The sequence below is a fragment of the Streptomyces sp. NPDC006643 genome (assembly GCF_042870175.1).
GTDB lineage: Bacteria > Actinomycetota > Actinomycetes > Streptomycetales > Streptomycetaceae > Streptomyces.
Genome location: NZ_JBIAHA010000002.1, coordinates 324,091 through 348,854, shown reverse-complemented (window position 1 = coordinate 348,854; position 24,764 = coordinate 324,091). Strand labels below are relative to the sequence as shown.

At 71.5% G+C, this 24,764-nt stretch carries 23 protein-coding genes and 1 pseudogene; 22 read left to right on the top strand and 2 right to left on the bottom strand.

Features of this window, described 5'->3' with window-relative positions:
- Positions 1-190: 190 nt before the first annotated feature.
- From ACFYNU_RS04110 to ACFYNU_RS04095, 4 genes are all read left to right on the top strand, one after another.
- Entirely contained in the window at positions 191-1,414 is a 1,224-nt protein-coding gene (locus ACFYNU_RS04110; protein ID WP_356584776.1) for a histidine kinase, read from the top strand.
- Positions 1,411-2,085, top strand: coding sequence for a response regulator transcription factor (locus ACFYNU_RS04105; protein ID WP_356584777.1), 675 nt, complete (start codon positions 1,411-1,413; stop codon positions 2,083-2,085). Before ACFYNU_RS04110 ends, ACFYNU_RS04105 begins: the two co-directional genes overlap by 4 nt.
- Positions 2,086-2,156: 71 nt before the next feature.
- A complete protein-coding gene (locus ACFYNU_RS04100) occupies positions 2,157-3,368 on the top strand; it encodes a cytochrome P450 (protein ID WP_356584778.1) in 1,212 nt (403 codons plus the stop codon).
- A 110-nt stretch (positions 3,369-3,478) separates the two neighbouring features.
- Positions 3,479-3,901, top strand: a complete 423-nt coding sequence (locus ACFYNU_RS04095; protein ID WP_356584779.1) for a PaaI family thioesterase — start codon at positions 3,479-3,481, stop codon at positions 3,899-3,901.
- Positions 3,902-4,025: 124 nt separating this feature from the next.
- Here the strand turns inward: ACFYNU_RS04095 and ACFYNU_RS04090 are convergent, their stop codons facing one another.
- The gene (locus ACFYNU_RS04090) at positions 4,026-5,030 is read right to left on the bottom strand and encodes a Gfo/Idh/MocA family oxidoreductase (protein ID WP_356584780.1); all 1,005 of its coding nucleotides are present in this window, start codon (positions 5,028-5,030) and stop codon (positions 4,026-4,028) included.
- Between the two features lie 206 nt (positions 5,031-5,236).
- Between ACFYNU_RS04090 and ACFYNU_RS04085 the strand changes: the two genes are divergently transcribed.
- The 12 genes and pseudogenes from ACFYNU_RS04085 (at position 5,237) to ACFYNU_RS04030 (ending at position 16,155) form a co-directional block, all read left to right on the top strand.
- The gene (locus ACFYNU_RS04085; RefSeq protein WP_388765028.1) at positions 5,237-6,025 is read left to right on the top strand and encodes a GntR family transcriptional regulator; all 789 of its coding nucleotides are present in this window, start codon (positions 5,237-5,239) and stop codon (positions 6,023-6,025) included.
- Between the two features lie 134 nt (positions 6,026-6,159).
- Positions 6,160-7,179: a substrate-binding domain-containing protein gene (locus ACFYNU_RS04080; RefSeq protein ID WP_356584781.1), complete on the top strand. Its 1,020-nt coding sequence runs from the start codon at positions 6,160-6,162 to the stop codon at positions 7,177-7,179.
- A 109-nt stretch (positions 7,180-7,288) separates the two neighbouring features.
- Positions 7,289-8,320 carry a sugar ABC transporter substrate-binding protein gene (locus ACFYNU_RS04075; RefSeq protein WP_356584782.1) on the top strand — a complete coding sequence of 344 codons (1,032 nt, stop codon included), beginning with the start codon at positions 7,289-7,291 and terminating at the stop codon, positions 8,318-8,320.
- Positions 8,317-9,399 carry an ABC transporter permease gene (locus ACFYNU_RS04070; RefSeq protein ID WP_356584783.1) on the top strand — a complete coding sequence of 361 codons (1,083 nt, stop codon included), beginning with the start codon at positions 8,317-8,319 and terminating at the stop codon, positions 9,397-9,399. Before ACFYNU_RS04075 ends, ACFYNU_RS04070 begins: the two co-directional genes overlap by 4 nt.
- The gene (locus ACFYNU_RS04065) at positions 9,396-10,301 is read left to right on the top strand and encodes an ATP-binding cassette domain-containing protein (RefSeq protein WP_356584784.1); all 906 of its coding nucleotides are present in this window, start codon (positions 9,396-9,398) and stop codon (positions 10,299-10,301) included. Before ACFYNU_RS04070 ends, ACFYNU_RS04065 begins: the two co-directional genes overlap by 4 nt.
- Before the next feature lie 20 nt (positions 10,302-10,321).
- The gene (locus ACFYNU_RS04060) at positions 10,322-10,504 is read left to right on the top strand and encodes a hypothetical protein (protein ID WP_356584785.1); all 183 of its coding nucleotides are present in this window, start codon (positions 10,322-10,324) and stop codon (positions 10,502-10,504) included.
- A 105-nt stretch (positions 10,505-10,609) separates the two neighbouring features.
- Positions 10,610-11,755: pseudogene (locus tag ACFYNU_RS04055) on the top strand (ROK family glucokinase); the annotation flags it as partial.
- A 233-nt stretch (positions 11,756-11,988) separates the two neighbouring features.
- On the top strand, positions 11,989-12,564 hold the full coding sequence (locus ACFYNU_RS04050; RefSeq protein ID WP_356584786.1) for a hypothetical protein: 576 nt from the start codon (positions 11,989-11,991) through the stop codon (positions 12,562-12,564).
- Positions 12,565-12,743: 179 nt separating this feature from the next.
- The gene (locus ACFYNU_RS04045; RefSeq protein WP_356584787.1) at positions 12,744-14,063 is read left to right on the top strand and encodes an alpha/beta fold hydrolase; all 1,320 of its coding nucleotides are present in this window, start codon (positions 12,744-12,746) and stop codon (positions 14,061-14,063) included.
- An 82-nt stretch (positions 14,064-14,145) separates the two neighbouring features.
- Complete coding sequence (locus tag ACFYNU_RS04040; RefSeq protein WP_356584788.1) at positions 14,146-14,778, top strand: MBL fold metallo-hydrolase; 633 nt, start codon at positions 14,146-14,148, stop codon at positions 14,776-14,778.
- Positions 14,779-14,823: 45 nt separating this feature from the next.
- The gene (locus tag ACFYNU_RS04035) at positions 14,824-15,603 is read left to right on the top strand and encodes an exodeoxyribonuclease III (RefSeq protein WP_356584789.1); all 780 of its coding nucleotides are present in this window, start codon (positions 14,824-14,826) and stop codon (positions 15,601-15,603) included.
- Between the two features lie 111 nt (positions 15,604-15,714).
- On the top strand, positions 15,715-16,155 hold the full coding sequence (locus ACFYNU_RS04030; RefSeq protein WP_356584790.1) for a DUF6278 family protein: 441 nt from the start codon (positions 15,715-15,717) through the stop codon (positions 16,153-16,155).
- 697 nt (positions 16,156-16,852) lie between these two features.
- Here the strand turns inward: ACFYNU_RS04030 and ACFYNU_RS04025 are convergent.
- The gene (locus tag ACFYNU_RS04025) at positions 16,853-17,596 is read right to left on the bottom strand and encodes a hypothetical protein (RefSeq protein WP_356584791.1); all 744 of its coding nucleotides are present in this window, start codon (positions 17,594-17,596) and stop codon (positions 16,853-16,855) included.
- Positions 17,597-17,720: 124 nt separating this feature from the next.
- Here ACFYNU_RS04025 and ggt point away from each other — a divergent pair, with 124 nt between their 5' ends.
- The 6 genes from ggt to ACFYNU_RS03995 all read left to right on the top strand — a co-directional run bounded on the left by ggt (position 17,721) and on the right by ACFYNU_RS03995 (position 24,706).
- Positions 17,721-19,559: a gamma-glutamyltransferase gene (gene ggt, locus ACFYNU_RS04020; RefSeq protein WP_356584792.1), complete on the top strand. Its 1,839-nt coding sequence runs from the start codon at positions 17,721-17,723 to the stop codon at positions 19,557-19,559.
- A gap of 91 nt (positions 19,560-19,650) precedes the next feature.
- Positions 19,651-19,983, top strand: a complete 333-nt coding sequence (locus ACFYNU_RS04015; protein ID WP_356584793.1) for a helix-turn-helix transcriptional regulator — start codon at positions 19,651-19,653, stop codon at positions 19,981-19,983.
- A gap of 10 nt (positions 19,984-19,993) precedes the next feature.
- The gene (locus ACFYNU_RS04010; RefSeq protein WP_356584794.1) at positions 19,994-20,374 is read left to right on the top strand and encodes a PPOX class F420-dependent oxidoreductase; all 381 of its coding nucleotides are present in this window, start codon (positions 19,994-19,996) and stop codon (positions 20,372-20,374) included.
- A gap of 227 nt (positions 20,375-20,601) precedes the next feature.
- Entirely contained in the window at positions 20,602-22,257 is a 1,656-nt protein-coding gene (locus ACFYNU_RS04005) for a hypothetical protein (protein ID WP_356584795.1), read from the top strand.
- A gap of 254 nt (positions 22,258-22,511) precedes the next feature.
- Complete coding sequence (locus tag ACFYNU_RS04000) at positions 22,512-23,354, top strand: nitrilase-related carbon-nitrogen hydrolase (protein ID WP_356584796.1); 843 nt, start codon at positions 22,512-22,514, stop codon at positions 23,352-23,354.
- A 65-nt stretch (positions 23,355-23,419) separates the two neighbouring features.
- Positions 23,420-24,706, top strand: coding sequence for an aspartate aminotransferase family protein (locus tag ACFYNU_RS03995; protein ID WP_356584893.1), 1,287 nt, complete (start codon positions 23,420-23,422; stop codon positions 24,704-24,706).
- The last annotated feature ends 58 nt before the right edge of the window (positions 24,707-24,764 follow it).

Here is a 24,764-nt window from a genome sequence, read left to right as displayed (position 1 = left end):
GGGCGACGAGTGGGTGCTTCCGATGCCCTCGATCAAACCGCCGCCCGGCCACGACCACCGGCGGGAATCGGACGGTGACGGCGACCGCGGCGACGAGTGCGCCACGTCCTAAGTAGACGACCCCGAGACTTTGGTATCCGTCCTCGCCCACCGGGCGCCATCGCGCGCCCCACCTGCATAGATTGGTCGTATGACGCGTACGGAGTACCCCTGGCTGCTGCCCTCGGCCATGGCAGGGGCCGTCGACCCCGATTCCGCCGGGAAACGGGGCGGGCGGCGGCAGCGGCGGACCGTACGGGACTGGGTCGTCGATCTGATCGTCTTCTTCTTCGCCGTCTTCGTCGGCATGCTCGCGCTGGACACCGCCGAGCAGGCGGGCAACAGCGAGCCGCTCATCATGGCCGACCTGCTGATCGGCCTCGCGGCCTGCTGCGCGCTGTGGGTGCGGCGGCGCTGGCCGGTGGGGCTGGCGCTCGGCCTCGTCGTGGTGGAGGTCGTGGCGCCGACGGCGGTCGGGGCCACCCTGGTGGCGCTGTTCAGCCTGGCCATCCACCGGCCGTTCAAGCCCGTCGCCTATGTCGCGGTCGTCGGCCTGGCCGGCATGACCGGCCAGGCGTATCTGCGCCCCGACCCGACCATCTCCCATCTCTTCGCGGTCATCCTCGGAGCGCTCCTCATCCTCCTCGCGCTCGCCTGGGGCATGCTCGTGCGGGCCCGTCGACAGCTGGTCCTCGCCCTGCGCGAACGCGCCGTACGCGCCGAGAACGAGGCCGCACTCCGCGCCGAGCAGGCGCAGCGGCTGGCCCGCGAAGCCATCGCCCGCGAGATGCACGACGTGCTGGCGCACCGGCTGACGCTGCTCAGCGTCCACGCCGGCGCGCTGGAGTTCAGACCCGACGCGCCGGCTCCCGAGGTGGCCAGAGCCGCCGGTGTGATCCGCGACAGCGCCCACGAGGCGCTCCAGGACCTGCGCATGATCATCGGTGTGCTGCGCGCCCCCGGCGACGACGGCGAGCGCCCGCAGCCCACCCTCGCCACCCTGGACGCCCTGATCGCCGAGTCCCGCGCGGCCGGGATGGAGGTCACCCTCGACAGCGGTGTCCACGACCCCGGGGCCGTACCGTCCACCATCGGCCGCACCGCCTACCGCATCGCCCAGGAGGGCCTGACCAATGCGCGCAAACACGCCCCCGGCACCGGCACCACCGTCCTGGTGAGCGGCGGCCCGGGGGACGGCCTCACCGTCGAGGTACGCAACGAGGCACCGCGCGGCGCTGTCCCGCACGTGCCGGGATCCGGTCAGGGGCTGATCGGGCTGACCGAGCGCGCCACGCTGGCCGGCGGCCGGTTCGAGCACGGACCCACGCCGGGCGGCGGATTCGCCGTCAAGGCCTGGCTACCGTGGTCCGCATGACCACCACCACCGTCCGGCTGCTCATCGTCGACGACGACCCCCTCGTACGCGCCGGACTGACCTTCATGCTGGGCGGCGCGGACGGCATCGAGATCGTGGGGGAGGCGTCCGACGGCTCCGAGGTCGAGTCGCTCGTCCGCGAACGCACACCCGACGTCGTCCTCATGGACATCCGGATGCCAGTCATGGACGGCCTCACCGCCACCGAACGGCTGCGGGCGCGCGCCGGCGCGCCCGAAGTCCTTGTCCTGACCACGTTCCACGCCGACGAGCAGGTGCTGCGGGCGCTGCGCGCGGGCGCCGCCGGATTCGTCCTGAAGGACACGCCCCCGGCCGAGATCGTCGCGGCGGTACGGCAGGTGGCGGCCGGCGAGCCGGTGCTCTCCCCGGCCGTCACCCGCCAGTTGATGGTCCATGTCGCGGGCGCGCCGACCGGCGTGCGCAAGGACGCGGCGACCGGCCGGCTGGCCCGGCTCGGGGAGCGCGAGCGCGAGGTCGCGCTCGCCGTCGGACGCGGCAGCTCGAACGCGGAGATCGCCGCCGCGCTGTATCTGAGCGTCCCGACCGTCAAGGCGCACGTGTCCCGCATCCTGGCCAAGCTGGGCCTCAACAACCGTGTGCAGATCGCCCTGTTGGTGCACGACGCCGATCTGGTGGCGGACGGCGGGTGACGAGCCCGCCCGGCGCGCCCCGCGTCGGGTCCAGGTCCCCGGCGTACGCCGGAGCGACGTAACCTGACGTGATGAGTGTCGTCGATCTGGGTGCGTACGGACCCGATTTCACCGCCGATCCGTACCCCTACTACGCGAAACTGCGCGAGTCGGGACCGGTCCATGAGACCCGTACCCCGCGCGGCGACCGGCTCTGGCTCATCGTCGGTCACCGCGAGGCGCGCGCCGCCCTCGCCGACCCCCGGCTCGCCAAGTCCCCCGCGACCGTGGGCGGAAGCATGCTCGACGAGCGGGTCATAGGCCCCAATCTGCTGGTCGTCGACCCGCCCGACCACACCCGCCTGCGCAAGCTCGTCGCCCGCGAGTTCACCGCCCGCCGGGTCGCCGGGCTGCGGATGCGGATCCAGCGCCTCACCGACGAGCTGATCGACGCGATGCTCCCCGCCGGCCACGGCGATCTGGTCGAGTCGCTGTCCTACCCGTTGCCCATCACCGTCATCTGCGAACTCCTCGGGGTGCCCGCCGGCGACCGTGACATCTTCCGCGCCTGGTCGACGGAGATCGTGGCACCGGCCGGCCCCGAGTCCGAGCACACGGCCGTCCACGAACTCGGCGCCTACTTCGACGAGTTGATCGAGGACAAGCGCTGCGCCGGCCCCGCCGACGATCTGCTCTCCGCCCTGCTGCGCACCCGCGCCGAGGACGGCGACCGGCTCTCCGCCGCCGAACTGCGCGCCATGGCCTATCTGTTGCTGGTCGCCGGGCACGAGACGACCGTCAACCTCATCACCAACGGGGTACGCGCCCTGCTCGGCCACCCCGATCAACTGGCCGCCCTGCGCGAGGACTTCGGACTGCTCGACGGCGCGATCGAGGAGACGCTGCGCTACGACGGCCCCGTACTCAACGCCACCGCGCGCTTCACCAGCGAGCCCGTGACCGTCGGCGACACGGTCATCCCCGCGTACGAGGCGGTGCTCGTCGGCCTCGGCGCCGCCGGCCGCGACCCGGCGCGCTACCCGGACCCGGACCGCTTCGACATCCGGCGTACGGCGACGGCCACGGCGACCGGCGCCAAGGGCCAGAACCACGGCCATCTGGCCTTCGGGCACGGCATCCACCACTGCCTCGGCGCGCCGCTCGCGCGCCTGGAGGCCCGGATCGCGATCCGTACCCTTCTCGAGCGCTGCCCCGATCTGACCCTCGACCCGGACGCGGGGCCGCTGGACTGGCTGCCCGGAATGCTGATCCGTGGGGTGCGGGGTCTGCCGGTGCGGTGGTAGGCATAGGGCCTGTCGTGCGGATCTCGCCCGGCTCGCGAGTCCGGCGAGATCAGTACGACAGGGCCTCGATGCGCGGGGTGCCGCGCGGGCGATTCCGGAGGAGTCAGACCATGCAGGAGTTCGACATCGTCCTGGCGCGGAAGGTGCTGGACAGCCAGCCTTTCAGCAGCCTGCTCGGTACCAGGGTCATGGTCTTCGGGGACGGCGAGGCGGAGCTGGAGCTGGACATCCGCAAGGACCTTCAGCAGCAGAACGGCTATCTGCACGGGGGAGTGCTGGCATACGCGGCCGACAACAGCATGACCTTCGCCGCGGGCTCGGTGCTCGGCCCGGCCGTGCTGACGGCGGGCTTCTCCATCCAGTACATGCGCCCCGGCACCGGCCGCACCCTGGTCGCCCGCGCCTCGGTCGTCCACGCGGGCCGTCGGCAGGCGACGGTGCGCTGCGACCTGCTCACGGTGGCGGACGACGGCACGGAGACGCTGTGCGCGGTGGCGCAGGGCACGGTCCTGCCGGTGCCGAAGCCCGCGTGACCCGGCAGGCCGGCCTGACCCCGTAGGCCCGCGTGACCCGGCAGGCCCGCGTCACTCGGTGACGAGGGCCCCGGGCGGGCCGTGGCAACGGTCCGCCCGGTCAGCCGCCCGGTCAGCCGCCCGGTCAGCCGCCCGGGATCTCCGCCAGCCGCACCGGCCGGTGCTCCGCCCGCGACAGTTCGCACGCCTCCGCGATCCGCAGCGCGTGCAGCGCCTCGTGCCCGTCGCACGGGTTCGCCAGCTCGCCGCCCACGACCCGGATGAAGGCGTCCAGCTCCGCCTCGTACGCCGGCGCGAACCGCTCCAGGAACCCCGGCCACGGGTTGTCGCAGCGCGGCGGCCCCTTCGGCTCGGTCGAGGTGATCGGCGTACGGTCGTCGAGGCCGACCGCGAACTGGTCCAGCTCGCCGGCCAGTTCCATCCGTACGTCGTATCCCGCGCCGTTGCAGCGGGTGGCGGTGGCGGTGGCGAGCGTCCCGTCGTCCAGGGTCAGGACGGCGGCGGCCGTGTCGATGTCCCCGGCGTCGCGGAACATCGGGGGACCGGCGTCCGAGCCCGTCGCGTACACCTCCACCACCTCGCGGCCGGTGACCCAGCGCATGATGTCGAAGTCGTGGACCAGACAGTCCCGGTAGAGCCCGCCGGACAGCGGCAGATACTCCGGGGCCGGCGGCGCGGGGTCGGAGGTGATCGCGCGTACGGTGTGCAGCCGGCCCAGCGCCCCGGACCGTACGAGATCGCGGGCCGCCCCGTAACCGGCGTCGAAGCGGCGCATGAAGCCCAGTTGCAGGACGGTCCCGGCGGAGTCGACCTCGCTCAGCGCGTTCAGCGTGCCCTTGAGGTCCAGCGCGATCGGCTTCTCGCAGAAGGCGGGCAGCCCCGCCCGCGCGGCGCGGCTGATCAGATCGGCGTGGGCCGAGGTGGCGGAGGCGATGACGACGGCGTCCACGCCCCAGGAGAAGACCTCGTCCACCGAGGGGGCCGCGGTGGAGCCCGTACGGTCGGCGACATGCGCGGCCCGTGCCGCGTCCGTGTCGGCGACGACGAGGGAGCCGACCTCGCGATGGCGGCTCAGCGCCTCAGCGTGGAAGGTGCCGATACGGCCGGTGCCGATGAGTCCGATGCGCATGGCCCCCAAGGTGGCCTTCGCCCAGTCGCCATGTCAAGCGTTTGTCCTGACATTTAGACCTGTTGTTGATCTTTGTTCGGACGGTGTCTCTCCCGTGCCGGTCCGCCGCCCGGTGGGCCCGTTGTCCCGCCGGTTGTCCGCCGCTTGTCCTGACAACCGAACTACAGGACTTTCCGTCCACATCTCACGGGGCTACGCTCGCCACCGTGCCCAAGCAGCCGGAACCAGAGCAGCCGAGCGGGTCGGCCTCCCAGACCGCCACGCTCCAGCTCGGTGTCGACCGCACCAGCCCGGTCCCGCTCTACTTCCAGCTGTCGCAGCAGCTCGAAGCGGCCATTGAGCAGGGCGGACTCGCGCCGGGAAGCCTGCTGGGCAACGAGATCGAGCTGGCCGCCCGGCTCGGGCTCTCCCGGCCCACCGTCCGCCAGGCCATCCAGTCACTGGTCGACAAGGGACTGCTGGTCCGCCGCCGGGGCGTCGGCACCCAGGTCCTGCACAGCAAGGTCAGACGCCCCCTGGAGCTGAGCAGTCTCTACGACGACCTGGAGGCGGCCGGCCAGCGCCCCGCCACCCGTGTGCTGCGCAACACGGTCGAACCGGCCACGGCACGGATCGCCGCCGCGCTCGGCGTCCCGGAAGGGGCGGACGTACGGCTGGTCGAACGGCTCCGGTACGCCCACGACGAACCGATGGCCCGGCTGCGCAACCATCTCCCCGTCGGACTCCTCGACTGCGACACCGCACAGCTCGAATCCACCGGCCTCTACCGGATGATGCGCGCCGTCGGCATCACGCTGCACAGCGCCCGCCAGTCGGTCGGCGCGCGCGCCGCCGACGCCGAGGAGGCCCGGCTGCTCGGCGAGGCGAGCGGCGGGCCGCTGCTCGCGATGGAGCGCACGACGTTCGACGACACGGGCCGGGCCGTCGAGTTCGGGGACCACATCTACCGGGCCTCGCGTTACGTCTTCGAGTTCCAGCTCCTCGTCCGGCCCTGAGGCGCCCTTCCGCGACGCGGCGCACGTCCAATTCTTCGTAAGAATGTTCGGACAAAGTATTGACGGGGCCGCGCGCCCGCCGCTAGAACTCCTCCAGCCGCAACGGGGCGGCGGGGAGAGAAGGCGGACCCACCATGCGTACCAACCGAAAGGCGGCGGGCCGTACGGCGGCGGCGCTGCTCACCGCATGCGCGCTCGCCCTCGTCGCCGGATGCAGCGGCTCGGGCGGCAAGGACTCCGAGGACAAGGCCGACGACGGCGGCGGCGGTGCGGTCGCCAAGACCCCGCGCATGAAGATCGCCATGGTCACGCACTCCGGCGAGGGCGACACCTTCTGGGACATCGTGCAGAGCGGCGCCAAGGTCGCGGCGGCCAAGGACAACGTCGACTTCCTCTACGCGGCCAACAAGGAGGGCAAGGAGCAGGCCCAGCTGATCCAGAGCTACATCGACCAGGACGTCGACGGACTCGTGGTCAGCCTCGCCAAGCCCGAGGCGGTCAAGGCCGTCCTCGCCAAGGCCGCCGCCGCCGGGATCCCGGTCGTCACGATCAACTCCGGCGCCGAGTTCTCCGAGCCGTTCGGGGCGCTCGGCCATATCGGCCAGGACGAGGCCATCGCCGGTGAGGCCGTCGGCGAGGAGCTGAACAAGCGCGGCAGGAAGAAGGCGCTCTGCGTCATCCACGAGCAGGGCAACGTCTCGCTCGAAGAGCGCTGCGCGGGCGTGAAGAAGGCCTTCGAGGGCACCGTGGAGAATCTGAACATCGAGGGCACCAACATGCCCGCGTCCACGTCGTCCATCGAGGCCAAGCTCCAGAGCGCCAAGGCCGCCGGTGAGTTCGACACGGTCGTCACGCTCGGCGCGCCCTTCGCCGCCGCCTCCGTCAAGGCCAAGGAGGGCGCCGGTGCCGGCGCCGAGATCAACACCTTCGACCTCAACGCGGACGTGGTGAAGCAGCTCAAGGCCAAGGAGATCGGCTTCGCCGTGGACCAGCAGCCCTATCTCCAGGGCTATCTCGCCGTCGACGAGCTGTGGCTCAACAAGAACAACGGCAATGTCGTCGGCGGCGGCAAGCCCGTACTCACCGGGCCCGCGCTCGTGACCGAGAAGGACGTCCCGGCACTGGAGAAGTTCACCGCCCGTGGCACCCGATGACCATGCCCCGTACACCCATGCCCGATACTTGGGCCGCCGGGCCGGGACCTGCCGCGCCCGGCGGCACCGGCAGCGGTGTGGGGAAGTACGGCAAGAAGGGCACGGCGTCGTGGCAAGGGTCGGTGGGGTTCGGACAGGGGTACGCGCGACGGGCGCGGTGCTCGCGGTGGTGCTCGGGGCGGCGACCCTGGCGGGGTGCAGCAGCACCGGCGGCAAGCGCGCCGAGGAGCGGGCCGCGGCGGCGGAGGCCCAGGCCCGGGGGCGGGCCGCGGTGAGCACACCCAAGTGGACGTTCGCCATGGTCACCCACTCGGGAGACGGCGACACCTTCTGGGACATCGTCCAGAAGGGCGCCGAGGAGGCCGCGGTCAAGGACAACATCGACTTCCTGTACGCGAAGAGCGACGAGGGCCAGCAGCAGGCGCAGCTCGTCCAGTCGTACATCGACAAGGGCGTCGACGGGCTGATCGTCACGCTCGCCAAGCCCGACGCGATGAAGGCCGTCGTCGCCAAGGCCGCCAAGGCCGGCATCCCGGTGATCACCGTCAACTCGGGCTCCGAGCAGTCCAAGCAGTTCGGCGCGCTCACCCATATCGGCCAGGACGAGTCCATCGCCGGTGAGGCCGTCGGCGACGAACTGGACAAGCGGGGCAGGAAGAAGGCCCTGTGCGTCCTGCACGAGCAGGGCAACGTCGGCCACGAGCAGCGCTGCGCGGGGGCGAAGAAGACCTTCGACGGCACGATGCAGAATCTGTACGTCGACGGCACCAACATGCCCGACGTCCAGGCGTCCATCGAGGCGAAGCTCCAGACCGACAAGAGCATCGACGCCGTCGTGACGCTCGGCGCGCCCTTCGCGGACACCGCCGTCAAGGCCAAGGAGACGGCGGGCAGCAAGGCCGAGATCGACACGTTCGACCTCAACGAGGCGGTCGCGGGCTCGCTCAAGGCGGGCCGGCTCGGCTTCGCCGTCGATCAGCAGCCGTATCTCCAGGGGTACGAGGCCGTCGATCTGCTCTGGCTCTACAAGTACAACGCCGACGTACTCGGCGGCGGGCTCCCGGTCCTCACCGGACCGCAGATCATCAACAAGCAGGACGCCGCCGAGCTGGAGAAATACGCGGAGCGAGGGACCCGATGACCACAACCGCACCACCAGTGAAGGACCGCCCGGGCGACGGCGGGGGCGGCGGCGGCCCGGCGGGGGACGAGCGGCTGCTCGGCGACTCGGTGCTGCGCAAGCTGCTCGGCAGGCCCGAACTGGGCGCTGTCGTCGGCGCCGTGGCGGTGTTCCTCTTCTTCTCGGTCGTCGCCGACTCGTTCCTGAAGACGTCCAGCTTCGGCACCGTCCTGTACGCGGCGTCCACGATCGGGATCATGGCGGTGCCGGTGGCGCTGCTGATGATCGGCGGCGAGTTCGATCTGTCCGCCGGTGTGCTGGTGACCAGTTCGGCGCTGATCTCCTCGATGTTCAGCTACCAGATGACGGCGAACGTCTGGGTCGGCGTCCTCGTGTCCCTGCTGGTCACCCTGGCCATCGGGGTGTTCAACGGCTTCATGCTGACGCGCACGAAACTGCCCAGCTTCATCATCACCCTCGGCACCTTCCTGATGCTGACGGGCCTCAATCTCGGTGTGACCAAGCTGATCAGCGACACCGTGTCGACCAAGAGCATCGGCGACATGGAGGGCTTCGAGTCGGCGCGTAAGCTCTTCGCCTCCGAACTGACCCTCGGCGGCGTCGAGTTGAAGGTCACCATTCTCTGGTGGGCGGGGCTGGTCGCGCTGGCGACCTGGATCCTGCTCCGTACCCGCTTCGGCAACTGGATCTTCGCGGTCGGCGGCAACGCCGAGGCCGCCCGCGCCGTCGGCGTCCCGGTCCGGCTGACGAAGATCGGCCTCTACATGGGGGTCGGCTTCTGCGCCTGGGTCTCCGGCCAGCATCTGCTCTTCTCGTTCGACGTCGTCCAGTCCGGCGAGGGCGTCGGCAACGAGCTGATCTACATCATCGCCGCCGTCATCGGCGGCTGTCTGATCACCGGCGGCTACGGCTCGGCGATCGGCTCCGCCGTCGGCGCCTTCATCTTCGGCATGACCAGCAAGGGCATCGTGTACGCGGAGTGGAACCCGGACTGGTTCAAGTTCTTCCTCGGAGCGATGCTCCTTCTGGCCACCCTGCTCAACGCATGGGTCCGCAAGCGCGCGGAGGCGACCCGATGACCGGCACGCACAGCGGCGGCACGGCCACCACGACACCCCTCGTGGAACTGGACGACGTCAGTAAGTACTACGGCAACATCCGCGCTCTCGAAGGCGTCTCGCTGGAGGTGCACGCCGGCGAGATCACCTGCGTCCTCGGCGACAACGGCGCGGGCAAGTCCACCCTCATCAAGATCATCGCGGGACTGCACCGGCACGACGCGGGCGAATTCCTCATCGACGGCAAGCAGGCGACGCTCGGCTCGCCGCGCGAGGCGCTCGACCTGGGGATCGCCACCGTCTACCAGGACCTCGCCGTCGTACCGCTGATGCCCGTCTGGCGGAACTTCTTCCTCGGCTCCGAACCGACGAAGGGCAAGGGCCCCTTCAAGCGCCTCGACGTCGAACAGATGCGCCGCACCACCCGTGAGGAACTGCTGCGGATGGGGATCGACCTGCGCGACGTCGACCAGCCCATCGGGACCCTGTCCGGCGGCGAACGGCAGTGCGTGGCCATCGCCCGCGCCGTCCACTTCGGCGCGAAGGTCCTCGTCCTGGACGAGCCGACCGCCGCGCTCGGCGTGAAGCAGTCCGGAGTCGTACTGAAGTACGTGGCCGCCGCCCGTGACGCGGGGCTCGGCGTCGTCCTGATCACCCACAACCCGCACCACGCCTATCTCGTCGGCAACCGCTTCGTCCTGCTCAAGCGTGGTGTCATGGCCGGCAGCCACACCAGGGAATCGATCACGCTGGACGAGCTGACCCGCCAGATGGCGGGCGGCTCGGAGCTGGAGGAGCTGAGCCACGAACTGGCGAAGGCCCCCGCCCCGGCCCATCTCGGTGGCCGTCCGGTGGACGGCGGGGGGCATCCGGTGGACGAGGACGGAAACGGGAAGCCGCCGGGCGGCAGTGCCAAGCCCTGACCGACCTGGACACCTTCCGGATGGCAGAATCGGCGGCGGTGGACACCCCGTCCACCGCCGACGCCCCGGACACCCGGCGCGCCGAGCCCCCGACCCGCAGGGACGACACGACACGTGCGAGTACCCAGGCCGCGTTCCGCCAGGCCGTGTTTGAGACGTCCCGCCTGCCCCGCGGCGCCTGGCACGCCCCCTCCGCCCCGTAGCCCTTCGGCCACGGGAGACGCCCCCCGCGCGGTCGGAGCCGCCCGCCGGGCCCGTACGGGCGCGATCGGAGCCGCCCGCCGGGCCCGTACGAGGGGGCCGGTCCGATGAGCACCTACCGCGACCTCACCCACCGCGGCTCCGCGCGCGCCACCGTCCTGCGGACCGTCGGCACCCGCGAGCGCCGCTCGCACGCCTCCGCGCCGCGCGTGCCCACCGTCGGCATCGACATCGGCGGTACGAAGGTGATGGCCGGCGTCGTCGACCCGGACGGCAACATCCTGGAGAAGATCCGCACCGAGACGCCGGACAAGTCCAAGAGCCCGCGGGTCGTCGAGGACACCATCGTCGAGCTGGTGCTGGACCTGTCCGACCGCCACGACGTGCACGCCGTCGGCATCGGCGCCGCCGGCTGGGTGGACGCGGACCGCGCGAAGATCCTCTTCGCCCCGCATCTCGCCTGGCGCGACGAACCACTGCGCGACTCGATCTCCTCCCGGCTCGCCGTCCCGGTGATGGTCGACAACGACGCGAACACCGCAGCCTGGGCGGAGTGGCGCTTCGGCGCCGGACGCGGCGAGGACCATCTCGTCATGATCACGCTCGGCACCGGTATCGGCGGCGCCATACTGGAGGACGGCCGGGTCAAGCGCGGCAAGTACGGCGTGGCGGGCGAGTTCGGCCATATGCAGGTCGTGCCCGCCGGACACCGCTGCCCGTGCGGCAACCGGGGCTGCTGGGAGCAGTACAGCTCGGGCAACGCGCTCGTCAGGGAGGCCAGGGAACTGGCCGCCGCCGACTCGCCGGTGGCGTACAACCTCATCGAACGCGTCAAGGGCCATATCCCCGACATCACCGGACCTCTGATCACCGAGCTGGCCCGCGAGGGCGACGCCATGTGCGTCGAACTGCTCCAGGAGATCGGCCAGTGGCTCGGCGTCGGCATCGCGAATCTGGCGGCGGCGCTCGACCCCTCCTGCTTCGTCATCGGCGGCGGCGTCAGCGCGGCGGACGATCTACTGATCGGCCCCGCGCGAGAAGCCTTCCGCCGCCAGCTCACCGGGCGCGGGTACCGGCCGGAGGCCCGTATCGCCAAGGCGCAGCTGGGCCCCGAGGCGGGCATGGTCGGCGCGGCCGACCTCTCCAGGCTCGTCGCGCGCCGCTTCCGCCGGGCGAACCGCCGCAGGCTTGAGCGGTACGAGAAGTACGAGCTGTACGCGGAGGCGATCCGCACCGGCCGGATGCCGCAGGACCTGCGCGAGGAGCAGGAGCTGCGCGAGGCCGAGGAGTCCCGCGCGGCGGCGGTGCGCGAACGGCAGGAGTCCGCCACGGCGGCGGAGCCGGAGCCGGAGTCGGAGCCCGCGAGGGAGCCGAAGCCCGAGACGCAGACGCGCCAAGCACCGGAGGGCCCCGAAGCACCGGAGCCGCCCCGAGAACCCCGTACGAGCCCCAGCCGCGCCCCCCGCACCAGCCAGGAACCCCCCTCATGACCGTGCCCCATCAGTCGAAGTCCCCTGAGACGATGCAGAAGCCGCCGGAGAACCACCGCCATATGGTCCGCCGCCGGTGGGTGACGGCGATAGTGATCGTGCTGCTCATCGGCATCCCCGCCGGTTATCTGGTGATCTCGGCCGGCCAGAGCAGGCGCAGCGGTCTCGACAAGGAGCTGGAGTCCTCGGCGACCGGCCTCGTGGACGCCGTACCGTCCCGGATGAAGCAGCGGGTCTTCGAGGTGCCGATCCCCGGGCGCGCCACACACGTGCGCTACTACGAGACCAGCAACTGGAAGTCCAGCCGGCTGTATGTGCAGTTCAACGTGACGTCCGGCCGGCTCGACACCTTCCTCACCGAGCTGGGCACGCACCGCTCCGCGCTGACGGAGGGCAAAGTCACCATCGCCCCCCGCGACGCGCGCACCGTGGGCTGGAACTTCATCCCCACCCGCGTGTGGTCGGGCACCACGCACAAACAGAAGGACCCACGGCCCACCCAGGACATCACCGTCGACCTGAGCGACCCGGCGATGCCCCGCGTGTACGTGGTCTCCACGACCACTCCGTGAGCCACACCGGACGACCGCCCCGGCTCCGCCCCGGCTCCGCCCCGCCTTCTGACGTCCGCCGCCGCACCCGACACCCGCCGCCGGCCGGGCCGACACGCCCGGCCGGCCGGATGTGGAGGTCTGGCGAGTGTGCCCAACCCCCTCCCGACGCGGATCGTGGGATATGGGAGCGTGAGCGGGTGAGCGAGACGACGACCAAGACCCTGCAATACCGGTTTGACGGGCCGGAAGACGCGCCGATCCTGGTGATCGGGCCGTCCCTCGGAACGACCTGGCACATGTGGGATCGCCAGACCCCCGAACTGGCCAAGCACTGGCGGGTGCTCCGGTTCGACCTCCCCGGCCACGGCGGCGCCCCCGCCCACCCCGCCACCGGTGTTCCCGAACTCGCGGACCGGCTCCTGGCCACGCTCGACGGACTCGGCGTGCAGCGCTTCGGCTATGTCGGCTGCTCCATCGGCGGCGCGATCGGCGCGGAACTGGCGCTGCGCCGCCCCGACCGGATCGCCTCGCTCGCGCTGGTGGCGTCCTCGCCGCGGTTCGGTACGGCCGACGAGTTCCGCCAGCGCGGCGTCATCGTCCGTACGAACGGTCTCGACCCGATGGCCCGTGCGGCGCCCGAGCGCTGGTTCACGGCCGGTTTCGCCGCCGCCCAGCCCGCGATCGTCGAGTGGGCGGTCCAGATGGTCCGTACGACCGACCCCGGGTGCTACATAGCCGCCTGCGAGGCGCTCGCCGCCTTCGACGTACGGGCGGAGCTGGGCCGTATCGGTGTGCCGACGCTCGTCCTGGTCGGCGCCGAGGACAAGGTCACCGGCCCCGCCGAGGCCCGCACGCTGGTCGCCGGGATACCGGACGCCCGTCTCGCGCTCGTGCCCGGAGCCTCGCACCTGGCGCCCGTCGAGCAGCCCGCCGCCGTCACCGACCTGCTCATACGCCACTTCTCCACCGCCTGGCAGAACCCGTCCGACACCTCGACCGGCATCACGGTGCTGCCCGACTGGGCCACCTATCCGGGTCCGGGGGCGCCGGCGGGGCCGCCGACCCTGTCGCCGATGACCGCCCCGGTCGCCGCCATCGCCTCCGCCGAGCAGCCGCAGGCCGTGACCGCCGTACGCCCGGATCCTTACGAGGCGGGCCTGCGGATCCGCAGGGAGGTCGTCGGTGACGCCCACGTCGACCAGGTCCTGGCCGAGACCGCCGGCTTCGGCGGCGACTTCCAGGAACTCCTCACCCGCTACGCCTGGGGCGAGGTGTGGAACAGGGGCGGCCTGGACCGCCGCAGCCGCAGCTGTGTGACGCTGACGGCGCTCGTCGCCGGTGGTCATCTCGACGAACTCGCCGTCGAGACCAGGGCCGCCCTGCGCAACGGCCTGACCCCGGCCGAGATCAAGGAAGTGCTCATTCAGGCGGCCGTCTACTGCGGCTTCCCGGCGGCGAACGCGGCGTTCCGCGTCGTCGGCGCGGTCGTCCAGGAGGAGACCACTCCCGACGCCTAGGGCGTGTCCGGCGCCCCGTTTGCCGTCGTGGCGGCGGGTGTCGACCATTGGGGGGAAGCAGCGCCCAGGAAAGGTGGTCCCGGTGAAGCTCACCAAGAAGTCCCATGCCTGTGTCCGGCTGGAGAAGGACGGGCGGACGCTCGTCGTCGACCCCGGCGTCTTCAGTGAGCAGGACGCGGCGCTCGGCGCCGAGGCCGTCCTCGTCACGCACGAGCACCCCGACCACTTCGAGGAGGGCCGGCTGCGGGCCGCCCTCGAAGCGGACCCCGCCACCGAGATCTGGACCCTGCGCAGCGTCGCCGACCAGCTGTCGGCCGCCTTTCCGGGGCGGGTGCACACGGTGGGGCACGGCGACACCTTCACGGCGGCCGGCTTCGACGTGACTGTGCACGGCGAACTCCACGCGGTGATCCATCCCGATCTGCCGCAGGTCACCAACGTGGGCTATCTGGTGGACGGTTCACTGTTCCACCCCGGCGACGCGTTCACCGTCCCGGACCGGCCCGTGGAGACGCTGATGCTCCCGGTGCACGCGCCGTGGAACAAGATCTCCGAGGTGATCGACTATGTACGCGAGGTCAAGCCGCACCGGACCTTCGACATCCACGACGCCCTGCTGACCGAACTGGCGCTGCCGATGTACGACGGCCATGTCGGCCGCCTCGGCGGCTCCGGCCACGCCCGGCTGGACCCCGGCGAGAGCACCGAACTGTGACGGCTCGGACGATGACTGTCAGACCTCGCGGATAGGCTGTGGTCCATGCGCATCGCCACCTGGAACGTCAATTCGATCACTGCCCGGCTGCCCCGGCTGCTGGCCTGGCTGGAGACCACGGGCACGGACGTGCTGTGCGTCCAGGAGACCAAGAGCACCCTGGAGCAGTTCCCGTCCGACGCCCTGCGCGAGCTGGGTTACGAGGCCGCGGTCAACGCCACCGGCAGGTGGAACGGGGTGGCGCTGATCTCCCGCGTCGGTCTCGACGACATCGTCAAGGGCCTGCCCGGCGGCCCGGAGTACGAGGGCGTCGAGGAGCCGCGCGCCATCTCCGCGACCTGCGGCGGCGCCCGCGTCTGGTCGGTGTATGTGCCCAACGGCCGTGAGGTCACGCACGACCACTACGCGTACAAGCTCCGCTGGCTGGAGGCGCTGCGGGTGGCGGTGGCCGAGGACAGCGCGGGGGACCGGCCGTTCGCGGTGCTCGGTGACTTCAACGTCGCGCCGACCGACCAGGACGTGTGGGACCCGGCGCTCTTCGAGGGCGCCACCCATGTCACCCCCGCCGAGCGCGACGCGCTGGCCGCGCTCCGCGCGGGCGGTCTGTCCGACGTGATGCCGCGACCGCTCAAGTACGACCAGCCGTACACTTTCTGGGACTACCGCGAGCTTCGGTTCCCGAAGAACCGGGGTATGCGGATCGACCTCGTCTACGGCAACGGGCCCTTCACCGCTGCCGTCAAGGACAGTTATGTCGACCGTGAGGAGCGCAAGGGCAAGGGTGCTTCGGACCACGCCCCCGTCGTCGTCGATCTCGACCTCTGATGTTGCTGAGGCGGGGCCGGTATCGGCGGGCCGGGCCGTGGGCATTCTGCCTCTGATACCGCCCGCGTGCCCTGAGGTGCGTGGGTACGGGGAAATGGCAGGCTGAGTGGTATGAACATCCCTTTCTTGGACAACTGGCGCAAACGGAATGGCGCTGACGAGGGGGTTTCGTCGGCGTCCGTCGTGGGGGGCGACGCGGAGGGTGTGGCCGAACTGCTCTCCGAGTGCGAGCTGCTGCGTGTCCGGGCAGGGCAGTCCGGTCTCGAACTGGACGATTCCCCGGCCTCGTTGGAGGCACTCGACCAACTGCCTCCGCACTGGCGCGACGACCCGGAGGAGCTGCCCTGGCTGGGCAACGACGCGGGGCTCTATCTCGGTACGGTCATCGTGCGTACGGTCGAAGGCGCGGCCTGGCACATCTGGCCCGGCGGTCACCCCGTCGTGCGCCTTGTCTCCGGCCGCGAGATCCAGGTAGTGGAGGCCGGCCTCGACTGGGCCGTCAGTGGCGCGCCCGAGCTGTCGCAGGTGTACGCGGAGGCGGCCGAGGCCTGAGCGCCGGCCGTACGCCGGACATACCTCCTGGACGTTAATACGGCTTATGCCCGATTTATGCGTGTCGGGTGTGAAGTCCCTTGGCGGGCTGGATAGTTTGCGCTGACCTCGACAGAGCCGAGAACGGGGAGGGCAGCGTATGGCCGTCGACCACGGTCCGACGGGCAGTCCGCGGCGGGAGCCGCAGCCGATTCCACGACGGGGCCAGGGACCCCCGACCGGATCCCCCGGTCCGGGAGTTCGGGTACGCGGGCGAGCTCATCGCGCCGGATCTGGACTACGATTTGCCGTTCATCCCCACGGTGGCGGTGGCTTGGCCGGCAGCGGCCACGGACGCCGCGCCGGCCTCGGGCATCCCCCGGGAGTCCGTACGCGTCCGCCGTGCTCCGCGCACGCGGGGATGGTCCCGCCGCCGCCCGAGGCGCGGTAGCTCAAGGGACATGGCCCGCCTCCCGCTTCTCGCGGGAGGTCCCGCCGGCAGCAGCCGGAGATCACTTCTCGCACCGCGGGACCGACAGGCACCAAGGGTCGGGCGTGGCCGGGGAGAAGGTCAGCTGCGCGCCGGGAGGGCCGTGTCCGCCCCGGAGCGGGCCCGCGTCGTCGCGATGTACGACGAGGGTGCCGCTCTCTTTCGTATCCGCTTCCGTATCCGCACTTCCGTATCCGCGCCCCGCTCGACCGCCCTCGCCCGCCGGGGTCAGCTCTTCGCCCGGTGCGAGGCGCGTACGGCCGGCGCGGCCTCCTGCGCCGCCTTGGTGACATCGGCGACCAGCTCGACCACATCGGGGCCGTACGCCTGCGAGTTGACCACCTTCAGCAGCAGACAGAACGAGTCCCGGCCGTGCTTGCGCGCCAGCTTCTCGTGGTGCCTGGCCAGATAGCGCGAGGCCGCCTGGTTGGTGATGGCCCGCTGTCCGCAGAAGAGGAAGACCGGTCGGGAATCCTGCCCCGCCGTCAGCCGCGCCAGGATCACGTACTCCGCGACACCCGGCTCCGCGCGGTAGCGCTCGGTGCCGATCTGGAAGGCCCCGCGGTCCGGGCCCGGATCCGGATCCGTGTTGATCTTGACGCCGGGCAGCAGCGAGGAGAGATGGGCGGCCATCCGGCGGTTCGACGCGGGGCCGCCGAGGCAGAACTCCGTACGCTCCCCGAATCCCTGCTGCGCCGAGTCGTGCTGGACTATCTGCGCGTGCGCGCCGCAGTCCTTGATCAGCGCGGACATCTCCAGCAGCGCGAAGACGTCATGACGGTGGACGGCGCCGTCGCCGCCCGCCTCACGGTTGACGACCAGCAGACACTCGGAGTTTCCGGGCAGTCCGAAGAACGCCTGCTTCCTGCGGAGTTTGCGGCGCCAGAGATAGGTGCGGGCGACCCAGCCGAGACACACACAGATACCGGCGGCGAGCACCCCGAGAACGATGTTGCGTACGTCGTCAGTCATGGGCGCGCACTTTAGCGGGACCGCGCCGCGACGGACATCCCGCCCGGACTTCGGGGCAAGTGCTTCTGGCGGGGCACGAGTGCTGAGGCTACGCTCCGCTGACGGACGCCCACCGGAGGTACAGATGCACCGCCTCGCCGTACGCAACATCTCGATCGTGGCGCTTGCCGCCGCCATGCTGTCGGTGGGTGCCGCGGCGCCGCCGTCCGCGCCCGCCCAGGCCCCACCGGCGAAGACACCCGACAGGACTCCCGCCAAATCGCCGGTCGCCGTCGGCCACGGCGGTGCCGTCTCCAGCGTCGACAAGGACGCCTCGGCCGCCGGCATCCAGGTGCTGCGGGACGGCGGCAACGCCGTGGACGCGGCGGTGGCGACCGCCGCCGCGCTCGGCGTCACCGAGCCCTACTCGGCCGGCATCGGCGGGGGCGGCTACTTCGTCTACTACGACGCCAAGTCCCGCTCCGTCCACACCATCGACGGCCGCGAGACCGCCCCCCGCTCCGCCGACGCCACCCTCTTCCAGGAGGACGGCAAGCCGATCCCCTTCGCCGAGGGCGTCACGAGCGGACTCGGTGTCGGTACGCCCGGCACCCCGGCGACCTGGGAGCGGGCGCTCGACTCCTGGGGAAGCACCTCCCTGCGGCGGTTGCTGAAGCCCGCCGAACGCCTCGCGAAGGACGGCTTCACCGTCGACGCGACATTCCGCTCCCAGACCGAGTCCAACCAGGCCCGGTTCGCCGACTTCCCGGCCTCCGCCGAGCTGTTCCTGCCGGGCGGTGAACTCCCGGTCACCGGCTCGGTGTTCAAGAACCCCGACCTGGCGCGTACGTACGCGGAACTGGGCCGGCACGGCACCGAGGCGCTGTACGGGGGCGAGCTGGCCCGCGACATCGTGCGCACCGTCCGCACCCCGCCCGTCGACCCGGCCGCCACCCGCAAGGTGCGGCCGGGCGATCTGACGACCGGCGACCTGGCCGCGTACCGGACCAAGCGGCCGGCGCCGACGAAGATCTCCTACCGGGGGCTCGACGTGTACGGCATGGCGCCGTCGTCCTCCGGCGGTACGAGCGTCGGCGAGGCGCTCAACATCCTGGAGCGCACCGACCTCTCCGAGGCGTCGCAGGAGAAGTATCTGCACCGCTTCATCGAGGCGAGCCGGATCGCGTTCGCCGACCGGGGGCGCTGGCTCGGCGACCCCGCCTTCGAGTCCGTTCCCACCAAGGGCCTGCTGTCGCAGCGCTTCGCCGACTCGCGCGAGTGCCTCATCAAGGACGACGTGGCGCTCAAGAGCCCGCTGGCGCCCGGTGACCCGTCGAACCCGGTGCCCTGCGCGGCGGGCGGCACGGCGGCGCCGACGACGTACGAGGGGGAGAACACCACCCATCTGACGGCCGCCGACAAGTGGGGCAACGTCGTCGCGTACACGCTGACGATCGAGTCGACCGGCGGCAGCGGCATCACCGTTCCCGGGCGGGGCTTCCTCCTCAACAACGAGCTGACGGACTTCTCGTTCGCCCCGGCGAACCCCGCCGTCCACGACCCGAACCTGCCCGGTCCCGGCAAGCGGCCGAGGTCGTCCATCTCCCCGACGATCGTGCTCGACGACCGTGACCGGCCGCTGCTGGCGCTCGGTTCGCCGGGCGGCGCGACGATCATCACGACCGTCCTCCAGACCCTGACCGGCCATCTGGACCGGGGTCTGCCGCTGGTCGACGCGATCGCCGCGCCGCGCGCGAGCCAGCGGAACTCCGCGACGACGGAGCTGGAGCCGGGTCTGTACGACAGCCCGCTGCGCGCCCGACTCGAAGCGCTGGGGCACGCGTTCACCAAGAACCCGGAGATCGGTGCCACGACCGGCGTCCAGCGGCTGCCGGACGGCCGCTGGCTGGCGGCGGCGGAGAAGGACCGCAGGGGCGGCGGCTCGGCGATGGTGGTGCGCCCGAACCCGCACGCGCGCCCGTAGCCGTCCGTAACCGCCCCTCGCCGTCCCTCGCCGCCCATCGCCGTTCAAGGCCAACGGTTATGCCGGTGAGGGACGGTATTACAATGACGGCATGGTACGCAGCCCCCTGACCCCCGAAGAGCGTGAGCGCGGCGAGCGGCTGGGCCGGTTGCTCCGCGAGGCGCGCGGCTCGCGGAGCATGGTCGAGATCGCGGCCGTCGCCGGGCTCTCGCCCGAGACGCTGCGCAAGATCGAGACCGGCCGCGCCCCGACACCGGCCTTCTTCACCGTCGCGGCGCTGGCCGGGGCCCTGGGGCTGTCGATGGACGAGATCGCCGCGGCCTGCTCGCCGTCGGCCGCCGAGGGTCTGCCCGCGCACCCCTCGTCGGCGGGCGCGTCCACGGTGGCCGGAGGAATCGATTCCAGGAGCCCGGCCGCGGCGTAGGCTCGCGGGCGTGACTCTCGACGCGCTCGAACGCAGCCGCTATGTCAGCCTCACCACCTACCGCAAGGACGGCAGCGGGGTCGACACCCCGGTCTGGCACGCCGTGGACAACGGCGAGTTGTACATCTGGACCCGCAGCGACTCCTGGAAGGTCAAGCGGCTCCGCGCCAACAGCCGTGTCGTCGTGACCGCCTGCGACGTGCGCGGGCGCATCGCGCCGGGCGCGGCGAGCGCCGAGGGGACCGCCCGGCTGCTGGAGGGCGACGAGGTCGCCCGTGTCAACAGACTCCTGGCCCGCAAGTACACCTGGCAGTTCTGGTTCGTCGAGAAGCCGGCCGCGCTCGTACGGCGCGGCAAGCGGATGCACACCGGAATCGTGGTGACTTTCTGACGCCTCGTCGGCGCGCCGACTTGTGAAACAACCTTGACCCGTAACCAGTTCTTTTCCTGGGAAACGTGACGTCGACCACTCGCTGAAGCCATACTTGACGTGATCGCACCGCACCGTGCGCGACAATCCCGCGTAGCCGTCACGTAACACGGCTGCGGTTTCATGCCGGCGGGCCGGACGGTTCCCTCACGGCAGTGCGCAGCAGGGCAGGGGCGGAAAAGACAGCGATGACAAGGCAAGAACTTCCGGCGGAGATCGGGGCTTTCGCGCGGTACTTCCGCGGGATGACGGGGCTCCTCGACCCGGACGGCGGCTGGTACGCGGTGTTCAGGCAGCGCGATCCCGAAGGGCTCAGGGCCTGTCTCGACGGCGCCGAGGTGCCGCCGTGGGACGTGGTCGAGTCACTGCTCCACGATCTCGCCGCGAGCCATGAGAACCGGCCGGTCGACCGTGAGACGGCCCGCGCGGGCAGACTGCACGCCGCGTCCGCCGCCGCGCACGACCGGCTTCCCGGCGGCCTCGACGCGCTCCGCGAGCGGCTCGGGCTGATGCAGCGGGAACAAGCCACGGCGGCGGGCCGCGCCGACGAGGTGATGCGCCGCCTACGGACGGTCGCCGAGGGCTCACCCGAGGCGGACCAGTTGGAGTACGACCTGGCCTGGGTCCGCGACGACTACGCGCGCGCCACGGCCCGCTGTTCCGAACTGCGCGAACGTCTCGCCGCCGTCGGCGAGCCGGCGGACGCGGCTGCCTCGCACCCCGGCCACGGCGCGCACGGCTCACCCGCCCCGCGCTCGCCCTCGCCCGCGCACGCCGCGCCCGCCCCGGAGTACGGCTCGCCGGAGGCGAGGCCCACGGCGGCCGACGGGTGGTACCGGGCCGAGGAGCCGGTGGTTGACGACCAGTCGGTTTTCGGCCGTTCCGACGGTGGCCGGCCCACCGCGCCCGAGGAGTGGTTCCGGCCGGAGCCCGGCCGGGGCGGCGAGAGGGGACCGGGCGACGGCGCCGACGGCAGACGTACGTCCGAGGGCTGGGGCGGCCCGGACAGCCGCCGGGGCACGGCAGGCACGGCAGGCACGGCAGGCACGGACGACATGGGCGACTCGGGCGCCAACCCCGCCGTCCGCCCGGACGATTCACAGGAGATGGCGCAGGTGCCCGGCCAGCGCCGCAAGCTCCGCAAACAGCGGGGCGCGCGCTACGCCTTCACCGATGCCGTCGAACCGTCGGCCACGACGCTCACCCCGCCCGCCGCCACCACGGCGCCGCGCGGCGCCCGCTTCGGCGGTGTGTCGGGCTCCGGCAAGACCCGCGAGGGGGACCCCGACGGCGGCATGACCCGGCAGCAGTCCGAGGCGCGCCGCGCCGCGCTCGACACCGTCGCCGTGCTCGTACGGCTGCGGGCGGCCGGCCGCAGCGGCGAGGCGCACGTCGTGCTGTACGAGGCCGCCGCCGGCCCCGCCGAGCAACTGCCGTTCCTCGCCGCCGAACTGCACCGCGCCGAACTGGGCGCGGACTGGGCCTCGGTGCTGTGGGAGGTGTCGTCGCTGCCGCCCGACCGGTTCGCCGCCGCGGCGAGCGCGCTCGCCATGGCGGGGCGCGACGCGGACTGCGGTGTGCTGCTGCGCCAGGGCATATCCCGGTCCGCCGAGGACATCGCCGAGGTGGTCTCCGCACTCGGCGACGCGGGCCGCGCCCAGGAGGTCCAGGCACTCCTCGGAGCCTTCGTCCGGGCCCGTACGCCCGAGGACGCGGCGCGGATCGCGGCGGTGGACCCGGCCAGGCTGGTCCCGCCACTGCTGGAAGCCTCCCGGGCCGTCTCCACCACCAACGAGCGCGATCTCGCCCGTGCGCTGCGGAGCGCGGGGATCGGCGGCGTCTGACCGGGGTGGCGCCCGTTCCCGACCGGTCCCGGGCGTTCTGTGGACCGGCCGGGTGCGAATCATGATCGACTCTGCGGCTTAACAGCGATGGTCTTGCCCCCGTGGGACGGCGGGCTTAGGTTCTCCTCCTACGCACCCTATCTACGGGCGTAGAAAGTGCCCGGAAAGCTCTTCGGCGAGCACGTCGAGGAGGCCCCGGACATCGCCCGGAAATTGCTCGGAGAACGCTCGATCTTCCGCCGAAGGAGCAGCTCGTGGCCAGAGTCGTACGCGCCGCACTCGTCCAGGCGACCTGGACCGGCGACACCGAATCCATGATCGCCAAGCATGAGGAGCACGCCCGCGAGGCGGCCCGGCAAGGCGCCAAGGTCATCGGTTTCCAGGAGGTGTTCAACGCCCCCTACTTCTGCCAGGTGCAGGAGCCCGAGCACTACCGGTGGGCGGAGGCGGTCCCCGACGGGCCGACCGTGACCCGGATGCGGGACCTCGCCCGCGAGACCGGAATGGTCGTCGTGGTGCCGGTGTTCGAGGTCGAGCAGTCCGGGTTCTACTACAACACCGCCGCCGTGATCGACGCCGACGGCTCGTACCTCGGCAAGTACCGCAAGCACCACATCCCGCAGGTCAAGGGCTTCTGGGAGAAGTACTACTTCAAGCCGGGCAACGCGGGCTGGCCCGTCTTCGACACCGCCGTCGGCAAGATCGGCGTATACATCTGCTACGACCGGCACTTCCCGGAGGGCTGGCGCCAACTCGGCCTGAACGGCGCCGAACTGGTCTACAACCCCTCGGCCACCTCACGCGGTCTCTCCAGCTATCTGTGGCAGCTGGAACAGCCCGCCGCCGCCGTCGCCAACGAGTACTTCGTCGCCGCGATCAACCGGGTCGGCCAGGAGGAGTACGGCGACAACGACTTCTACGGGACGTCGTACTTCGTCGACCCGCGCGGCCAGTTCGTCGGCGAGACCGCCAGCGACAAGACGGAGGAACTGGTCGTCAGGGACCTGGACTTCGGCCTTATCGAAGAGGTGCGCCAGCAGTGGGCGTTCTACCGCGACCGCCGGCCCGACGCCTACGAGGGGCTGGTGCAGCCGTGACCGAGGCACCCGCGAATCCCGCCGCCGGCCAGGCCGCCGCCCCCTCCCACGCCGCCCCGGTCAGCCTGCCCGCCACCGACCTGCACGGCCGGCACCGAGCCGTCCTGCCCGACTGGCTGGCCCTCTACTACCGGCGCCCCATCGAACTCACCCACGGCGAGGGCCGGCACGTCTGGGACGCCGAAGGCAACCGCTATCTCGACTTCTTCGGCGGCATCCTCACCACCATGACCGCCCACGCCCTCCCCGAGGTCACCAAGGCGGTCAGCGAGCAGGCCGGGCGGATCATCCACTCGTCCACGCTCTACCTCAACCGCCCCATGGTGGAATTCGCCGAGCGCGTCGCCGCCCTCTCCGGCATCCCGGACGCGCGGGTCTTCGTCACCACCTCCGGCACCGAGGCCAACGACACGGCCCTGCTCCTGGCGACCGCGTACCGCCGCTCCAACCAGATCCTCGCGATGCGCAACAGCTACCACGGCCGCTCGTTCTCCGCCGTCTCCATCACCGGCAACAGCGGTTGGTCCCCGACGAGTCTCTCGCCGCTCCAGACGCTGTACGTGCACGGCGGCGTCCGCACCCGGGGGCCGTACGCGCACCTGTCCGACGCCGAGTTCATCGCCGCGTGCGTCGCCGACCTGGAGGACCTGCTCGGGCACACCCGCGCGCCCGCCGCGCTGATCGCCGAACCGATCCAGGGCGTCGGCGGTTTCACCTCACCGCCGGACGGGCTGTACGCCGCGTTCCGCGAAGTGCTCCACCGGCACGGCATCCTGTGGATCAGCGACGAGGTGCAGACCGGCTGGGGCCGTACCGGCGAGCACTTCTGGGGCTGGCAGGCGCACGCCGAGAACGGGCCGCCGGACATCCTCACCTTCGCCAAGGGCATCGGCAACGGCATGTCCATCGGCGGTGTCGTCGCCCGCGCCGAGGTCATGAACTGCCTGGACACCAACTCCATCTCGACCTTCGGCGGCAGCCCGGTCACGATGGCGGCGGGCGTCGCCAACCTCGCCTACCTGCTCGAACACGACCTCCCCGGCAACGCGCGCCGCGTCGGCGGTCTGCTGATCGAGCGGCTGCGCGCGGTGGGGGCCGCCGTTCCCGCCGTACGGGAGGTGCGCGGACGCGGCCTGATGATCGGCATCGAGCTGGTGAAGCCCGGCACCGACGAGGCCGACCCGCAGGCAGCCGCGGCGGTGACCGAGGCGGCGCGCGAGGGCGGTCTGCTGATCGGCAAGGGCGGCGGCCACGACACCAGCGTGCTGCGCATCGCCCCTCCGCTCTCCCTCACCGTCGCCGAGGCCGAGGAGGGCGCGGCGATCCTCGAACGCGCCCTGAACAGCGTCTAGTTCAGCCACGGCCGCCGCACGGTCCCGGCAGGGGCGCGTGCGGCGGCGGCGGACAGCG

Excerpts from the sequence above, each read along its gene's own strand:
- ACFYNU_RS04110 (WP_356584776.1), top strand. The coding sequence starts at position 191 with ATGACGCGTACGGAGTACCCCTGGCTGCTGCCCTCGGCCATGGCAGGG.
- ACFYNU_RS04105 (WP_356584777.1), top strand. The coding sequence starts at position 1,411 with ATGACCACCACCACCGTCCGGCTGCTCATCGTCGACGACGACCCCCTC.
- ACFYNU_RS04100 (WP_356584778.1), top strand. The coding sequence starts at position 2,157 with ATGAGTGTCGTCGATCTGGGTGCGTACGGACCCGATTTCACCGCCGAT.
- ACFYNU_RS04095 (WP_356584779.1), top strand. The coding sequence starts at position 3,479 with ATGCAGGAGTTCGACATCGTCCTGGCGCGGAAGGTGCTGGACAGCCAG.
- ACFYNU_RS04090 (WP_356584780.1), bottom strand. The coding sequence starts at position 5,030 with ATGCGCATCGGACTCATCGGCACCGGCCGTATCGGCACCTTCCACGCT.
- ACFYNU_RS04080 (WP_356584781.1), top strand. The coding sequence starts at position 6,160 with ATGCGTACCAACCGAAAGGCGGCGGGCCGTACGGCGGCGGCGCTGCTC.
- ACFYNU_RS04070 (WP_356584783.1), top strand. The coding sequence starts at position 8,317 with ATGACCACAACCGCACCACCAGTGAAGGACCGCCCGGGCGACGGCGGG.
- ACFYNU_RS04065 (WP_356584784.1), top strand. The coding sequence starts at position 9,396 with ATGACCGGCACGCACAGCGGCGGCACGGCCACCACGACACCCCTCGTG.
- ACFYNU_RS04060 (WP_356584785.1), top strand. The coding sequence starts at position 10,322 with ATGGCAGAATCGGCGGCGGTGGACACCCCGTCCACCGCCGACGCCCCG.
- ACFYNU_RS04050 (WP_356584786.1), top strand. The coding sequence starts at position 11,989 with ATGACCGTGCCCCATCAGTCGAAGTCCCCTGAGACGATGCAGAAGCCG.
- ACFYNU_RS04035 (WP_356584789.1), top strand. The coding sequence starts at position 14,824 with ATGCGCATCGCCACCTGGAACGTCAATTCGATCACTGCCCGGCTGCCC.
- ACFYNU_RS04030 (WP_356584790.1), top strand. The coding sequence starts at position 15,715 with ATGAACATCCCTTTCTTGGACAACTGGCGCAAACGGAATGGCGCTGAC.
- ACFYNU_RS04025 (WP_356584791.1), bottom strand. The coding sequence starts at position 17,596 with ATGACTGACGACGTACGCAACATCGTTCTCGGGGTGCTCGCCGCCGGT.
- ggt (WP_356584792.1), top strand. The coding sequence starts at position 17,721 with ATGCACCGCCTCGCCGTACGCAACATCTCGATCGTGGCGCTTGCCGCC.
- ACFYNU_RS04015 (WP_356584793.1), top strand. The coding sequence starts at position 19,651 with ATGGTACGCAGCCCCCTGACCCCCGAAGAGCGTGAGCGCGGCGAGCGG.
- ACFYNU_RS04005 (WP_356584795.1), top strand. The coding sequence starts at position 20,602 with ATGACAAGGCAAGAACTTCCGGCGGAGATCGGGGCTTTCGCGCGGTAC.